Consider the following 17,632-nt stretch of genomic DNA (forward strand, 5'->3'; position numbering starts at 1 on the left):
CTCACGCTTCCTGGTCGAAGGCGAGGCTTTCCAGCTCGCCCAGGATGAGTTCCTCGACGGTTCCGGCCAGCCCGGCGACCGTGCGCGCGGCCAGGACGTCGGCCGGGGTGAGCCGGACGTCGAACAGCGCACTGGCCTGTGCGGCGATCTGCAGGCTGCGCAGGGAGTCGCCGCCGAGGGCGAAGAAGCTGTCTTCGGCACCGACCCGGTCGACGCCGAGCACTTCGGCCCAGATCCCGGCGAGCGCGCGTTCGGTCTCGGTTTCCGGTTCGACGTGCCGGGTTTCCGGCGCGGCCGGTGCGGGCAGCGCGCGGCGGTCGACCTTGCCGTTGGCGCTGACCGGCAGCCGGTCGAGCGTGACGAAGGCGGTCGGCACGAGGTAGTCCGGCACCGTGCGGGCCAGGAACTCCCGGAGCACGAAATCGTCCACATCGGACACGACGTAGGCCACCAATTGCCTGGCGCCCGGCTGGTCTTCCCGCACGACGACCGCGGCCTGCGCCACGTCCGGGTGCCGGGCCAGCACGGCTTCGACCTCGCCCGGTTCGACGCGGAACCCGCGCAGCTTGACCTGGTCGTCGCGGCGGCCGAGGAACTCGAGGGTGCCTTCGGCGGTCCAGCGGACGAGGTCGCCGGTGCGGTACATCCGCTCCCCCGGCGCGCCGAGCGGGTCGGCCACGAACCAGTCGGCGGTGAGGCCGGGCCGGTCCCGGTAGCCGCGGGCCAGGCCCGCCCCGGCCAGGCACAGTTCGCCCGGCACGCCCGGCGGCACCGGGCGCAGGTCCGCGTCCACGACGCGGGCCCGCACGCCGTCGAGGGGCCGGCCGATCGGGATGCGGTCCGGGACGACACCGGCCATCGGGTGCGCGGTCGCGAACGTCGTGGTCTCGGTCGGGCCGTAGCCGTCGACGACCCGCAACCCGGGACACGCGGCGAGGACGCGCCGCACCGAGGTGGCCGGGACGACGTCGCCACCGGTCCAGACTTCGCGCAACCCGGCGAAACAGTCCGGGGTTTCCTGGGCGAGGACGCGGAAGAGCCCGGCGGTGATCCACATCGCGGTCAGGCCGTGCTCGCGCACGAGGTCCCGCAGCGCCGGCGCGTCGACGCCTTCGCCGGGGGCGACGACCACCCGGCCGCCGGTCAGCAGCGGCACCCACAGCTCGTACGTCGTGGCGTCGAAGGCCAGCGGCGAATGCAGCAGGACGCGTTCGTGCGCCCCACCGCGGAACCGCCGGTCGGCGGCCAGCGCGGCGACATCGCGGTGGCGCACCACGACCCCCTTCGGCACTCCGGTGGAGCCGGACGTGTACATCACGTAGGCGGCTTGGTCCGGATCGACGGCGACTTCGGGGTCCGCGCCGGATTCCTCGTCCACTGAGGACAGCAACACCGTCTGCCCGAGCGGGTGCTCCTCCGCGGCGATGACGAACCGGACGCCGTCGAGCAGCAGCTTCCGCCGCTCGGCCGGGGCGCGGGTGTCGATCGGCAGGTACGCGCCGCCTGCCTTGACCACGGCCAGTTCGGCGACCACGGCGTCCGCGCGGCTCACGGCGAGCCCGACCGGTTCTTCCGGCCGCAACCCCAGGCCCACCAGGCGGTTCGCGAGCCGGTTGGCCCGCCGGTTCAGCTCGGCGTAGGTGACCGCCTCGCCGTCGAGGACGGCCGCGACCGCGTCCGGCCGGGCGCGGACCCGCTCGGCGAACAGCTCGGGCAGGGACCGGGCCGGTGGCTCGTCGCCGGTCGTCGTCCACCGCGCCAGCAGCCGGGCTTCGGCCGGGGTGGTCATCGTGACCGCGCCGAGGGCGCGGTCGCCGTCCGCGGCCAGCTCGCCGAGGACCGTCAGCAGGTGCCCGGCCAGCCGGGACACCGTCGCGGCGTCGAACAGGGCCGGGTCGTAGCCGACGTCGACCGACAGCTCGGCCCCCGGCGAGGCGACCACGGTCAGGGGGAAGCTGGTCGTCTCGCGGGCCGACAGGCCGCGCACGGTCAGGCCGTGGCCGGCGGCCGCGCCGGTGATCGGGTAGTTCTCGAACACCACCAGGCTCGCGCACAGGTCGGCCCCGCCGGGCAGGCCCGCCCAGCCTTGCACCCGCGCGAGGGGCACGTGGCCGTGCCCGCGGGCCTCCGCCTGCGCGGCCTGCAGCCCGGCGAGCCAGTCGGCCACGCGGGCGCGGCGGTCGACGCCGGCCCGGACCGGCAGGGTGTTGATGAAGATGCCGGTGATGTCGTCCACGCCGGGCACCTCGGCGGGCCGGCCGGAGGCGGTGGCACCGAAGACGACGTCGTCGCGTCCACTGTAGACCGACAGCAGCAGCGCCCAGGCCCCTTGCAGCACGACGTTGTGGGTCAAGCCGTGCCGCTTGACGAACGCGTCGAGCCGGGCCGTGGCGGGCTCGTCGAGCTTGACCGGCAGCCACTCGGCCGAAACGGGCGCGTGGCCCGGGGCCGGCGTCCGGTCGGTGGGCACCGGCGTCGGGCCTTCGACGCCGTCGAGCGCGGTGCGCCAGAAGTGTTCGGCGTCCACCTGGTCCTGGCGGCCCAGCCAGGCGAGGTAGTCGCGGAACGGCGGCCGCGCGGGCAGCGGCTGCCCGGCGTAGGCGGTGCACACGTCCGAGAGCACCTGGAAGACGCTCCAGCCGTCGAGCAGGACGTGGTGGAACGTCCACAGCACCTGGACTTCGGTGGCCGAGAGCCGGGCCAGCGCGACCCGGGTGAGCGGCGCCGTACCGAGGTCGAGTCCCTCCGCGCGGTCCTCGGCGAGGAGCTTCCGCAGCTCCTCGTCACGATCGCGCCCGGTCCAGTCGAGCCGGCGGACCGGCAGCGTGACCTCGCGGTGCACGACCTGGACCGGTTCGGCGACCCCGGCCCAGACGAACGCGGTGCGCAGGATCGGAGCGCGGTCGACGACCCGTTGCCAGGCTTCGGCGAGCCGCTCGACGTCGGTGACGCCGTCGAGCACGAACGTCGCCTGCTCGAAGTACAAGCCCTGCCCGGCCTGGGAAAGGCCGTGGAACACCATGCCGCCCTGCATCGGCGTCACGGGGTAGACGTCCTCGGCGCCGCGGGCGACCAAATCGTCCACTGTGGATTGAGCGAGCGGGACCAGGGGGAAGTCCGACGGGGTCCGCCCGCCCGCGCCCGGTTCGGCGCAGTGCGCGACGATCTCCCGCAACGCGGCGAGCATCCGCTCGGCGAGGCGTTCGACGGTGCCCCGGTGGTGCACGCCGGCGACGTGCGACCAGGCCAGCTCCAGCTCGCCGCCGACGACCCGGCCGACGACGTCGAGGGTGTGCGTGCGGGGCGCGTCCGGGTCGACGTCGGCGTCGAGGCCACCGGCGGCGTCGTCGAACCGGCCCAGGTAGTTGAAGCCGATCGGGGGGTCGATCGCGGGGGCCGTGCCGGTCAGGTAGCGCAGGGCGCCGTAGCCGATGCCCCGCCGGGGAACCGCCCGCAGCTGCTCCTTGACCGACTTCAGCGCGGTACCCCAGTCGTCCGGAACGTCGAGGGCGACCGGGAACACCGTCGTGAACCAGCCAACCGTCCGGGACAGGTCGACGTCGTCGAACAGCTCCTCGCGGCCGTGCCCCTCGAGGTCGATCACCGGGGTGTGCCCGGTCCAGTCCCGCAGCACGCGGCCCAGCGCGGTCAGCAGCACGTCGTTGACCTGCGTCCGGTACACCTCGGGGACGTCGTGCAGTAGCGCCCGCGTCTCTTCGGCGGTGAGCCGGACGGTAACTTCGCGGCTCTCGGCGACGGTGGCCGGGCCGTCGCCGTCGGCGGGCAGCGGCCGCACCGGCGGCAGGCCACGCCAGTGGTCGAGTTCGTCGTCAAAGCCGCCGGCTTCGGCGTGGTCGGCCAGCCGTCGCGCCCAGGCGAGGAACGATGTCGTCTTCGGCGCCAGGTCCTCACCGCGGTAGGCGGCGTGGAAGTCCTCCAGGAGGATCCGCCAGGAGACGCCGTCGACGACGAGGTGGTGCGCGGCCAGCAGCAGCCGCCGCCCGTCGAGGACGGCGTTCAGCAGCGGCCCGCGGCCGAGGTCGAAGGACACCTCGCCGGTGCGCAGTTCGGCGGGCCACACCGGTTCGCCGCGCTGGTTGCCGTGGTCGAACCGCAGGCGCAGGGCGTCGTGGTGGGCCCACACCGCCTCCAGCGCCCGGCGGAGAGCGTGCTCGTCGACGTCCTCGGCGAACTCGACGACCACGCGCTGGTCGAACCGCGCGGGCTGGGTCTCGAAGTACCAGCGCTGGATCGGGGTGAGCGGTGCCTCCCCGGTGACCGGGCCCTGCTCGGCGCGCGGACTGTGGTCCGTGCCCGCGTGTGCGGCGAGCGCGGCCAGGGTCGGGTGCCGGAAGACGTCGTGCGGCAACAGGGTCAGGCCGGCGCGGCGGGCGCGGGAGACGACCTGGATGCTGAGGATCGAGTCACCGCCCAGTTCGAAGAAGTTGGTCTCGGCTCCGACGTCCTCGACGCCGAGCACGTCCGCCCAGATCGCGGCCAGCGCCCGCTCGGCCTCGGTCGACGGCGCCCGGTGGGTGCCGGCCGCCGCGAAGTCCGGGGCGGGCAACGCGGTCCGGTCGAGCTTTCCGTTGACGTTCAACGGGAAGCGCTCGAGCCGGACGAACGCGGCCGGGACCATGTAGTCCGGCAGCGTCTGCCCGAGGAACCCGGCCAGGTCGTCCGCGGCACCGGTGAAGTAGGCGACCAGGCGTTTGACACCGTGGTCTTCGCGGGCCAGCACCGCCGCCTGGGCAACGCCGGGGTGCGCGGCCAGCGCGGCCTCGATCTCGCCGGGCTCGATCCGGAACCCGCGGACCTTGACCTGCTCGTCGGCGCGGCCGACGAACTCGAGCGCACCCTCGCCGGTCCAGCGCACCAGGTCGCCGGTGCGGTACATCCGCTCCCCCGCCGGCCCGAACGGGTCGGCGACGAACCGTTCGGCCGTCAGCCCGGGCCGGCCGAGGTACCCGCGCGCCAGGCCTTCCCCGGCGAGGTACAGCTCGCCGGGCGCGCCGGGCGGCACCGGCCGCAGGTCCGGGCCGAGGACGTAGGCACGCATGTTGTCGAGGGGCCTGCCGATCGGGACGACGTCCGGAACCGCACCGGGCATCGGGTACACGGTCGCGAAAGTCGTGGTCTCGGTGGGGCCGTAGACGTCGGCGACCACGGTGTCCGGGCAGGCTTCGCGGACCCGGCGCAGCGCGGCGGCCGGGACCGCGTCGCCGCCGGTCCACACCTCCCGCAGCCCCGCGAAGGCCGCCGGGGCTTCCTGCGCGACCAGCCGGAAGAGGCCGGTGGTGAGGAACGCGCCGGTGACGTGGTGCGTGGTGAGCAGCCGGCCGAGGGTGTCGACGTCGAGGTCGCCCGGGGGCGCCACGACGACCGTGCCGCCGGTGAGCAGCGGTACCCACAGCTCGTACGTCGAGGCGTCGAAGGAGTGCGGCGAGTGCAGCAGCACCCGGTCGTGCGGGGCGAACCGCCGGTCGGCGGCCAGCGCCACGACGTCGCGCCGGCGCACGGCCACGCCCTTCGGCGTCCCCGTCGAACCGGACGTGTACATCACGTACGCGAGGTTGTCCGGGTCCGCGACCGGCAGCGGTACCTCCGCCGTCCGGCCGTCCGGTACGACGACGAGTCCCTGGTGGATCGCGCGGGCGGTCCAGGCCCAGCTCTGGTCGGCGACGAGGATGGTGACGCCGGCGAGGAGGGTCTTGAGCCGCGGTGCCGGCGCACGGGTGTCCAATGGCAGGTAGGCCGCGCCCGCCTTGATGATCGCCAGTTCGGTGACGAGGAGGCCGGGCGAGCGGTCCATGAGCACGCCGACCAGGCGTTCGGGCCCGGCGCCGAGCGAGACCAGGTACCGCGCGAGCCGGTCGGCGGCCTCGTCCAGTTCGGCGTACGTCAGCTGGAAGCCGTCCCCGGTCAGCGCGACGGCGTCCGGGGTGCGCCCGGCTTGGGCCGCGAACAGCGCGGCCGGATCGCCTTCCGGCAGCGGGTGTCCGGTGGCGTTCCACTCGACCAGCACCCGGTGGCGTTCGGCGTCGGTGAGCAGGTCGACGTCGGACAGGGGCCGGTGCAGGTCCGCGGCGAAGGCGTCGAGGACGCCGGTCAGCTGCCGGACGATCCGCTCGGCCGTCGCGGTGTCGAACAGGTCCGGGTCGTAGCCGACGTCGAGGGTGATCCGCTCGCCCGGCGAGGCGACGACGCTGAGCGGGTAGCTGGTCGTCTCGGCCGCGTCGACGTCCCGCAGGCGCAGCCCGTGCGCCGCCGCGGTGTCGGCCGGGTAGTTCTCGAAGACGACGATGCTGTCGAAGAGACTTCCCGTGGTGCCGCTCCACGCCTGCAGCTTCGTCAGCGGCAAGTGCCCGTACCGGCGGGACTCGACCTGACGGTCCTGCAGCGCGGCGAGCCAGTCCGCCACCGGCCCGCCCGCGACAGTGACCCGCACGGGGAGGGTGTTGATGAAGATGCCGGTGATGTCGTCGGCGCCGGGCAGCTCGACCGGGCGGCCGGACACCGTGGTGCCGAAGCAGACGTCCGGCTCGCCGCCGAGGCGCGCCAGCAGCAGCGCCCACGCGCCCTGCAGGACGGTGTTCACGGTGAGCCCGGCGCGGCGGGCCGCGTCCCGCAACCGCCCGGAGTTCTCGAGCGGGATGCGCAGCCACTGCGAAGAACGGGTGGTGTGGGCCTGCGCGGGCACGCGGTCGAAGGGCAACCGGGCCGGGGCGGCGAGGTCGCCGAGCTCCGCTCGCCAGTGCCGTTCGGCCGCGGCGTCGTCCTGGCGGGCCAGCCAGGTCACGTAGTCGCGGAACGGCGGCCGCTCGGGCAGCTCGTCGCCGGCGTACGCGGCGAAGACGTCGGACAGCACGCCGAAGACGCTCCAGCCGTCGAGCAGGACGTGGTGGAACGTCCACAGCACGCGGACTTCGGTGTCGGACAGGCGCGCCAGCACCAGCCGCAGCAACGGCGTCCCGGTCAGGTCGAGCCCGCGGGCGCGGTCGGCGTCGAGGAGGTCCCGCCAGGCCCGGTCCCGCTCGGCCGGGGTGCGGCCGCGCCAGTCGTGGTGGGTGACCGGGACGTCGACGTGGCGCTGCACGACCTGGACGGGCTCGGGCACGTCCTCCCATACGATCCGCGTCCGCAACACCGGGGTCCGGTCGACGACGTGCCGCCACGCGCGTTCGAGGGCGGCCGGGTCACCGACCCCGTCGAGCACGAAGGCGACCTGCTGGAAGTAGACGCGTTCCTCGCGCTGGGACAGGGCGTGGAAGACCATGCCGGACTGCATCGGCGTCAGCGGGCAGACGTCCTCGACCGCGCGCCCGTCGCCGACCAGTTCGTCCAGGGTGGACTGGTCGAGGGCGGCCAGGGGGAAGTCGGACGGCGTCCGGCCGCCCGCGCCCGGGTCCGCGCAGTGCCGGACGATCTCCCGCAGCGCTTCGCGCATCGCCGTGGCCAGCGTGTCCACAGTGGACTCATGGTGGACACCTTCGGCGTAGTACCACGTCAGTTCGAGTTCGCCGGCTTCGACGCGGCCGACGACGTCGAGCAGGTGCGCCCGCGCCGAGCGGGGGCTCTCGTCGGATTCGAGGCGGCCGGAGCCGAACTGCCCGAGGTAGTTGAAGCTGATCTGCGGATCGATCTCCGGGGCGGTGCCGGCCAGGTACCGCAGGGCGCCGTACCCGATGCCGCGGCGCGGAACCGCGCGCAGCTGCTCCTTGACCGCCTTGAGCGCGGTGCCCCAGCCGTCCGGGACGTCCAGCGCCACCGGGAACACACTGGTGAACCAGCCGACCGTCCTCGACAAGTCGACACCGGCGAACAGGTCTTCGCGGCCGTGGCCTTCGAGGTCGACGACGGGCGTGCCGCCGGTCCAGTCCCGCAGCACCCGGCCGAGCGCGGTCAGCAGCACGTCGTTGACCTGCGTCCGGTAGACCGGCGGGACTTCACGCAGCAGGGCGGTCGTCTCCGGCTCGGGCAGCCGGACGGTGACCGAGCGCAGCCCGGCAGCCGTCGTGTCGCCTTCGCCGTCGACCGGGATCGGCGTCACCGCGGGCAGGCCGCGCCAGTGGTCCAGCTCGTCGTCGAAGCCGCCGTTCCTGGCGTGCTCGGTCAGGCGGCCGGCCCATTCGCGGAACGACGTCGTCCGCGAGCCGAGGTCGATCGGCTCGCCCCGCAGCGCTTGGCCGTAGGCGTGCTCGAAGTCTTCGACGAGCACCCGCCAGGACACGCCGTCGACCACGAGGTGGTGCACGGTGAGCTTGACGTCGTGCGTGGAGACGGCGAGGCGCACGAGCGGGGTCTCGGCGCCGACCGGGCCGTTCTCCTGGTGCCAGCCGGCTTCGTCGTGGCTGAACCGCATCCGGAGGGCGTCGTGGTGCGCCAGCAGCGCGTCGACGGCTCGCCGGGCCGCGCCGACGTCCACGGTGCCGGGTCCCCAGTGGACGAACTGGTGGAAGTGGTCCGGCGCGGCGGTCTGCGTCGCGAAGAACCAGCGCTGGATCGGGGTCAGTGGCACGGCTCCGCTGACCGGGCCGCGCTCGGCCGTCTCGGTGGTGGTGCGCGCCGCTGCGGCGAGCGCGGCCGGTGTGCGGTGGGCGAACAGGTCGCCGGGCAGCAGCTCCAGCCCGGCCCGGCGGGCCCGGGACACCACCTGGATGCTGAGGATCGAGTCGCCGCCGAGCTCGAAGAAGTCGTCGGTCGCGCCGACGCGCTCGACGCCCAGCACCTCGGCCCAGATCTCGGTGACGAGGCGTTCGCGGTCGGTGCGCGGGGCCACGTGCTCCCGGCCGCCGAAGTCGGGCGCGGGCAACGCGGTCCGGTCCAGTTTGCCGTTGACGTTCACCGGGAACCGGTCCAGCCGGACGAACGCGGCGGGCACCATGTAGTCCGGCAGCGTCTTGCCGAGGAACTCCGCCAGCCCCGCGGTCTCGCCGACGACGTAGGCGACCAGCCGCTTCACCCCGCCGTCCGCGCGCGCCAGCACCGCGGCCTGCTCGACGTCCGGGTGCTCGCCGAGCGCCGCTTCGATCTCGCTCGGCTCGACGCGGAACCCGCGCACCTTCACCTGCTCGTCGACGCGGCCGACGAACTCGAGCGCGCCGTCGCCGGTCCAGCGCACCAGGTCGCCGGTGCGGTACATCCGCTCCCCCGGCGGCCCGAACGGGTCGGCGACGAACCGGTCGGCGGTCAGGCCGGGCCGGCCGAGGTAGCCGCGCGCGAGCCCGGCGCCGGCGATGTGCAGCTCGCCGGGCGCGCCCGGCGGGGTCAGGTGCAGGTCGCCGTCGAGGACGTAGACGCGCGTGTTGTCCAGTGGCGCGCCGATCGGGACGACGTCGGGGATCTCGCCGGGCAGCGGGTGCACGGTCGCGAACGTCGTGGTTTCGGTGGGGCCGTAGACGTCGGCGACGAGGACGCCGGGGCAGGCGGCCTGCACGCGGCGCAGGGCGGCCGCGGGCACGGCGTCGCCGCCGGTCCAGACCTCGCGCAGCCCGGCGAACACCTCGGGGGCTTCCTGGGCGACCAGGCGGAACAACCCGGTGGTGAGGAACGCGCCGGTGACCCCGTGCGTGGTGAGCGCGCGGCCGAGGGTGTGGACGTCGAGGTCGCCGGGCGGGGCGAGCACGACCGTGCCGCCGTTCAGCAGCGGGACCCACAGCTCGTAGGTCGAGGCGTCGAAGGCCTGCGGCGAGTGCAGCAGCACCCGGTCATGCGCGGCGAACCGCCGGTCCGCAGCCAGCGCGACGACGTCGCGGTGCCGGGCGGCCACGCCCTTGGGCTTGCCGGTCGACCCGGACGTGTAGATGACGTAGGCGAGCTGGTCGGCATCGATCGCCAGCACAGGCGGCGTTTCCGGCCGGTCGCCCGCACCGGTCACAATTGGTCCACTGTGGACTTCTTCGGCGGTAGCCAGCCAGGTGTCGTCGGCGACCAGCACGTCGGCCTCGGCTTCGGCCAGCAGCAGGCGCAGCCGGTCGGCGGGAGCGCGCAGGTCCAGCGGCAGGTACGCGCCGCCCGCCTTGAGGATCGCCAGTTCGGCGACGACGAGCGCGGGCGAGCGGTCCATCAGGACGGCGACCCGGTCCTCCGGCCGGACGCCGAGGCCGAGCAGCCGGTGGGCCAGCCGGTTCGCGCGGACGTCGAGTTCGCTGTAGGTGACGGACTCGTCGTCCGTCACCAGCGCGACCGCGTCCGGGTGACTGCGCACCCGGGCCGCGAACAGCTCGGGCACGGTCCCCGCCGGCACCGGGTGCGCGGTGTCGTTCCGTTCGGTGAGCAGCTGCCGGACGTCGGCCGCCGACAGCATCGGCACCCGCGTCACCGGTGCGTCCGGGGCGGCGACCATGCCCCGGAGCAGAGCTTCGAGGTGGGCGGCGAGCCGGGTGGCGACCGCCGGGGCGATCACCGCCGGGTCGTGGGTCAGCACCAGCGACAGCCGCCGTCCCGGGTAGGCGACCAGCCCGAGCGGGTAGTTGGTGCGCTCGGCCGCGACGACGTCCCGCAGCCCGGAGACCTCGTCGACCGGGTAGTTCTCGAACACCACGATGCTGTCGAACAGACTCCCGCCGCTGCCGCTCCACGCCTGCAGCCGGGGCAGCCCGACGTGCCCGAAGCGCCGGGATTCCGCCTGCGCGGCCTGGAGGTCGCGCAGCCAGGCGGCGACGCCCCGGTCCCGGTCGAGGCGCACGCGGACCGGGAGCGTGTTGATGAACAGGCCGGGGATGTCGTCCGCGCCGGGCAGTTCGGCCGGGCGGCCGGACACCGTCGCGCCGAAGCAGACTTCGGGCTCGCCGCTGTAGCGGGAAAGCAGCGCCGCCCAGGCACCTTGGACGAGGGTGTTCACGGTCAGCCGGTGGCGGCGGGCGAAGGCGTGGACCGCCGCCGTTCCGGCGTCGTCGAGTTCGAGCGGGACGCGGGCGCCGGAACTCGCCGAGTGGGCGCGCCCGGAAGCGCGGTCGCCGGGCAGCGGCGTGGGCGTCACGCCGTCGAGTTCGGCGCGCCAGTACGTCTCGGCGAGGGTCTCGTCCTGGCCGGCCAGCCAGGCCGCGTAGTCACGGAACGGCCGTCGTGGCGGCGGTTCTTCGCCGCGCAGCAGCGCGACGACGTCGTTGAGGATCCCGAAGACGCTCCAGCCGTCGAGCAGGACGTGGTGGAACGTCCAGATCACCCGCACGGCCGTGCCGGACAGCCGCACGATGGCCAGCCGGGCCAGGGGCGCCGTCGCCAGGTCGAGCCCTTCGGCCAGATCCGCCGCGAGGTACTCCGCTTCGTCCTCGGGGCAGGACACCGGGAGTTCGGCGGTGCGCTGGACGATCTGGAGCGGTTCGGGTACGCCGTCCCAGACGATCCGGCTGCGCAGCACCGGGGTCCGGTCGACGATCCGCTGGAACGCCTCCCCGAGCCGCCGCGGGTCGGGGACGTCCTCGAGGGTGAAGGAGATCTGTTCGAAGTAGACGCGTTCGCCGGGCTGGGCCAGGTCGTGGAAGACCATGCCGGCCTGCATCGGCGTCAGCGGGTAGACGTCCTCGACTTCGCGGCCGTCGCCGACCAGTGCGTCCAGAGTGGACTGATCGAGGTGCGCGAGGGGGAAGTCGGAGGGTGTGCGGCCGCCCGCCGCCGGGTCCGCGCAGTGCGCGGCGATCGCCCGCAGCGCGTCGAGCATCCCCTCCGCCAGCCGTTTGACGGTGGCTTCGTCGTGCACGCCTTCGGCGTAGTGCCAGCCGAATTCGAGGGTGTCGCCGTCGACCCGGCCGACGACTTCGAGGAGGTGCGGGCGGCTGTCGCTGGGGTCGGCGTCGAGGGACAGCTCGCGGTGCAGGCCGGTGTAGAGGTCGCCGGGCAGGTCGAACCGGCCGAGGTAGTTGAAGCTGACGGGCGGGGTGATCACCGGCGCGGTCCCGGTCAGGTACCGCAGGGCGCCGTACCCGATGCCGCGCCGCGGAACCGCCCGCAGCTGCTCCTTGACCGACTTCAGCGCGGTGCCCCAGTCGTCCGGGACGTCCAGCGCCACCGGGAACATGCTGGTGAACCAGCCGACCGTCCGCGAGAGGTCGGCGTCGAACAGTTCTTCGCGGCCGTGCCCTTCGAGGTCGATCACCGGAACGTGCCCGGTCCACTCCCCCAGCACGCGGCCGAGCGCGGTCAACAGGACGTCGTTGACCTGCGTCCGGTACACCTCGGGCACCTGCCGCAGCAGCGCCCGCGTCTCCTCCGCGGTGAGCCGGACGGTGACCGCGCGGGCCCGGCCGACCGTGTTCGCGCCGTGGCCGTCGACGGGGATCGGGGCCGCCTCGGGCAGGCTCCGCCAGTGGTCCAGTTCGTCGTCGAAGCCGCCCGCTTCGGCGTGCTCGGCGAGCTTGGCAGCCCAGTCGCGGAACGACGTCGTCCGCGGGCCGAGGTCGACCGCTTCGCCGCGGATGACCTGGTGGTAGGCGCGGTCGAGGTCTTCGAGCAGCAGCCGCCACGAGACGCCGTCGACGACCAGGTGGTGCGCGGCCAGGTGCAGCACGCGCCGGCCGGGTTCGCCGGACAGCGCCCACCGCAGCATCGAGTGTCCTTCGCCGACGGGGGCGTTGTGCTGTCGCCAGCCGTCGCCGTCGGGTTCGAACCGCATCCGCAGGGCGTCGTGGTGCTCGGCCAGCGCGGCCAGCGCCGCGGCGAGCGCGACCTCGCCGGCGTTCGGCGCGAGCTCGACCGCGATCGTCTGGTCGAACCGGTACGGCACCGCCGCGGTTGCGAAGAACCAGCGCTGGATCGGCGTGAGCGCGACCTCGCCGGTCACCGGCCCGCGGTCGGGGCCCGCCGCGGCGTCCCCGAGCACCGGGGCGAGCGCCGCGATCGTCTGGTGCCGGAACAGGTCGGCCGTCGTCACGGCGAGGCCCGCGCGCCGGGCCCGGGCGCTGACCTGGATGCTGAGGATCGAATCGCCGCCGAGGGCGAAGAAATTGTCCTCCACGCCGACGCGTTCGACGCCGAGCACGTCGGCCCAGATGCCGGCGAGGACGGCTTCCCGCTCGGTGCGCGGTGTCCGGTCCCCGGTGGACTCGAAGCGCGGCTCGGGCAGGGCGCGCCGGTCGACCTTGCCGTTGGCGTTGAGCGGCAACGCGTCCAGGACGACGATCGCGGACGGCATCATGTAGTCCGGCACCGTGCGGCCGACCGCACGCCGGAGCGCCTCGGTGTCCACAGTGGATTTGTCGACCGGGACGACGTATCCGGCCAGTTGCTTGCGCGTCCCGGTCACGCGCACCGCCACGACGGCTTGGGCGATGCCCGGCTGGGCCGCCAGCACGCGTTCGACCTCGGCCGGCTCGACGCGGAAGCCGCGGATCTTGACCTGGTCGTCGGCCCGGCCGGCGAATTCGAGGGTGCCGTCGGTGCGCCACCGGCCGCGGTCGCCGGTCCGGTACATCCGGTCGCCCGGCGCGCCGAACGGATCGGCGACGAACCGCTCGGCGGTCGCGCCCGGCCGGTCGAAGTACCCGCGGGCGAGACCGGCACCGGCGATGCAGACCTCGCCGAACGCGCCGCGCGGCACCAGCCGGAGCCGGTCGTCCACGAGGTACACGCGCATGCCGGCCAGCGGCGTGCCGATCGGGACGGTCTCGGGGACCGCGGCCGCCACCGGCATCGGGAACGACGAGGCGAACGTCGTGGTCTCGGTCGGGCCGTAGCCGTCGACGACGGTCAGCCCCGGGCAGCCGTCGAGCACCCGGCGCGCCGCGGCAGGCGGGACGACGTCACCGCCGGTCCAGACCTCGCGCAGGCCGGCGAAGCACTCCGGGTCGTCCTCGGCGAAGAGCCGGAAGAGCCCGGCGGTCAGCCACAGCGCGGTGATCTTGTGCTCGGCCGTGAGTCCGCGAAGAGCGTCGGCGTCCAGGTCGCCGGGCGGCGCGACGACGACGGTGCCGCCGTTCAGCAGCGGGACCCACAGCTCGTAGGTCGAGGCGTCGAAGGCGAGCGGCGAGTGCAGCAGCACCCGGTCGTGGGCGCCGCCGGCGAACCGCGGGTCGGCGGCGAGCGCGGCGACGTCGGCGTGCCGCACGGCCACGCCCTTCGGGACGCCGGTGGAGCCGGAGGTGTACTCGACGTAGGCCAGGTTGCGCGGATCCAGCGGGATGTCCGGAGTGGCCGCCGGCTCGTCGACGTCGGTGACCACGAACGGATCCGGGTGGACCTCGGCCGCCGTGTCCTGCCACCGCTCGTCGGTGAGCAGCAGCGGGGTGCCGTCGAGGACCAGCCGCATCCGGCCGGCCGGGGCCCGCAGGTCCAGCGGCAGGTAGGCGGCACCGGCCTTGAGGATCGCGAGCACGGCGACGACCTGGTCGGCCGAGCGGTCCATCAGCACGCCGACCCGGTCCTCCGTGCGGACGCCGAGGCGGATCAGCCGCCGGGCGAGCCGGTCGGCGCGGTCCTTCAGTTCGCGGTAGGTCAGCTCGACCGCGCCGGCCACCGCCGTCGCGTCCGGGTGGCGGTCGGCGCGGCGGTCGAAGAGGTCCGGGACCGTTCCTTCCGCGCTTTCCGTGCTCGCCGGGAGCAGGAATTCGCGGTCGGCGCCGGTGAGCAGCGGGAGGTCGCCCACCGGGCGCGCCGGGTCGGCGGCGATCCCGGTCAGCAGCGTCTCCAGGCTGTGCGTGAGGCGTTCGACCGTGGCCGCGTCGAAGAGCGCGGTGGCGTACTCGACGGTGACGCGCAAGCCGTCCTCGTGCGGCCAGAACTCGACGACCAGGTCGAACCGGGCCGACGGGCGCGGCAGCTCGTACTCGGTCACCCGCAGGCCGCCGACCTCGCGCGGCTCCACGAGCGGCGTCTGCAGGACGACGACGGCCTGCACCAGCGGCGTCCGCGACGGGTCGCGGTCCGGCTGCACCTCGTCGACGACGCGGTCGAAGGGGACGTCACCGTGCGCGAACGCCGTCAGCACGGTCTCACGGAACTCGCCGAGGAAGTCGCCGAACGGCCGATCACCATCCACTGTGGACCGCAGGACGAGGGTGTTGACGAAGAACCCGGTCAGCGGCTCGAGCTCGGCCCGGTCGCGGCCGGCGACCGCCGTGCCGACGGCGATGTCCCGCTGCCCGCTGTAGGCCGCCAGGAGCACCTGCACCGCGGCGGTGAGCGTCATGAAGAGCGTGGCGCCGTGCGGGCGGCCGGCGTCGGCGATCCGCCGGACCAGGCCGGCCGGGAGGTCGTGGCGGTGCACCGCGCCGTCGGTCGAGCGCTGCGGCGGGCGGGGCCGGTCCGTCGGCAGGGCGAGCGGTTCGAGGCCGTCCAGGGCATCGCGCCAGTAGCCGAGCTGGTCGTCCGAAGTGGACTCCAGGCGCCAGTGCGTGTAGTCGCGGTAGCCCAGGGTCAGCGGCGGCGGGGTCACGCCGGCGTAGAGGTCGAGGAGTTCCTTCGTGAGCACGCCGATCGAGCGGCCGTCGGTGACGATGTGGTGCTGGCACAGCAGGAGCAGGTGCTCGCCGGGGCCGAGGGGGAACAGGGTCACGCGGGTCAGCGGGCCGGCCCGCAGGTCGAACGGCTCGCTCAGCTCGGCCGCCAGCACGTCGTCGGCCGGCGGTTCTTCTTCGACGCGCAACGGGATCTCGCCGGTGGGTGCGATCCGCTGGACGCCGTCCCCGAACGTCGTCCGCAGTGATTCGTGCCGCGCGCAGAGCGACGCGAGCGCCCCGCGCAGCGCGTCGACGTCGAGCGGGCCGGCCAGCCGGAGCCCGGCGCCGGTGTTGTACTCGGCGCTGCCGCCGGTCAGTTCGTCGAGGAACCACAGCCGCCGCTGGGCCGGGGACAGCGGGAGCACGTCCGACGGCGGCGCGACCGGGATCGCGGCGTCGGCGCGCGGAGCGTCCTCGAGGAGGCTCGCCAACGCCGCCACGGTGGGCGCGTCGAACAGTGCCCGCGCCGACAGCCCGGCGCCGAATTCCCGGCGCAGCCGCGAAAGCGCTTGCACCGCGAGGATGGAGTCGCCGCCGAGTGCGAAGAAGTCCTCGTCGACGCCGAGGCGCTCGACACCCAGCACCTCCGCCAGGACACCGGCGACGGCACGCTCGGTGTCCGTCCGGGGCCCGGCGCTTTCCGAGGTTTCCGCGGGCGGTGCGGGCAGCGCCCGGCGGTCCACCTTTCCGTTGCCGCTCAACGGAAGCTCGTCGAGCACCACGAACGCCGAGGGCACCATGTAGCCGGGCAGCGCCGCCGCGGCGACCGCTTCGAGGTCACCCGGCTCCCCCACCACGTAGGCCACCAGGCGTTTGACGCCCGGCCGGTCTTCGCGGGCCACCACCACGACCTCGGCGACGCCGGGGGCCGCGGCGAGCACGGTCTCGATCTCGCCCAGCTCGACCCGGAAGCCGCGGACCTTGACCTGGTCGTCGGCCCGGCCGAGGAACTCCAGCTCGCCGTCTTCGGTGCGGCGCACCAGATCGCCGGTGCGGTACATGCGGTCACCGGGCGCGCCGGCCGGGTCGGCGACGAACTTCTCCGCCGTCGCACCGGGCCGGGCCCAGTAGCCGCGGGCCAGCCCGGCCCCGGCCAGGTGGAGCTCGCCCGGTTCGCCGTCGGCGACCGGGGTGAGAGCGCCGTCCAGGACGTAGGCGCGCACGTCGTCGAGCGGGCGGCCGATCGGCACGGCCGCCGGTACCGCCTCCGCCGACGGCAGCCGGTGGGCCGTGGCGAACGTGGTCGTCTCGGTCGGGCCGTAGCCGTCGACCACGGTCAGGCCCGGGCACGCCCGCAGCACGCGCCGCACGGACCCGGCCGGGACGACGTCCCCGCCGGTCCAGACCTCGCGCACGCCGCGGAAGCAGTCCGGCGCCTCCTGGGCGACGACGCGGAACAGGCCGGCCGTCAACCAGAGCGCCGTCACACGGTGTCGCGAAAGGACGGTTCGCAGCGTCTCGACGTCGAGGTCGCCGGGCGGGGCGACCACCACGGTGCCGCCGCCCAGCAGCGGCACCCACAGTTCGTAGGTCGACGCGTCGAACGCGACCGGCGAGTGCAGCAGCACCCGCTCGTGCGCGCCCCCGGCGAAGCGGCGGTCCGCGGCCAGCGCCACGACGTCGCGGTGCCGGACGGCGACCGCCTTGGGCGTCCCGGTCGAGCCCGAAGTGTGCATCAGGTACGCCAACCGGTCCGGGTCCGCCCGCGGCGGCACGAAATCCCCCTCCGGCAACGGTTCCACCGCGGACACGGCGGGTCCACTGTGGATCGCGGCGGCCCGGCTCGGGTCGTCGGTCACCAGGACCGACACCCCGGCGTCGGCCAGAAGGGTGCGCAGCCGGGTGTCCGGCGCGCGGCCGTCGAGCGGCACGTACGCGCCCCCGGCCATCACGACGGCCAGCTCGGCGACGACCAGCTCCGCCGACCGGCCGAGCAGGAGCCCGGCCCGGTCCTCCGGCCGCACGCCGAGCCGGACGAGGTGGGCGGCCAGCCGCCCGGCCCGGGCGTGCAGCTCACCGTAGGTCAGCCGGAGGCCGTCACCTTCCACGGCGACGGCGTCCGGCGCCGAAAGCGCCCGTGCGGCGAACAGTTCCGCCAGGCCGGCGGTTCTCGGCGCGGTGCCGTCCGGTTCGGCCGGCGTGTCTTGCACGGTCATCGTCTTCGCTACCTTCCGGGCACGACGGGGAACCCGCCGCTA

Annotated in this window: 1 protein-coding gene; it reads right to left on the reverse strand. The window is 74.4% G+C overall.

Annotated features, from left to right (window positions below):
* Position 1 precedes the first annotated feature (1 nt).
* The gene (locus tag ACWEVP_RS40440) at positions 2–17,584 is read right to left on the reverse strand and encodes a non-ribosomal peptide synthase/polyketide synthase (protein WP_452067966.1); all 17,583 of its coding nucleotides are present in this window, start codon (positions 17,582–17,584) and stop codon (positions 2–4) included.
* Between the last annotated feature and the right edge of the window lie 48 nt (positions 17,585–17,632).

It is taken from the genome of Amycolatopsis sp. NPDC003865 (assembly GCF_053605345.1).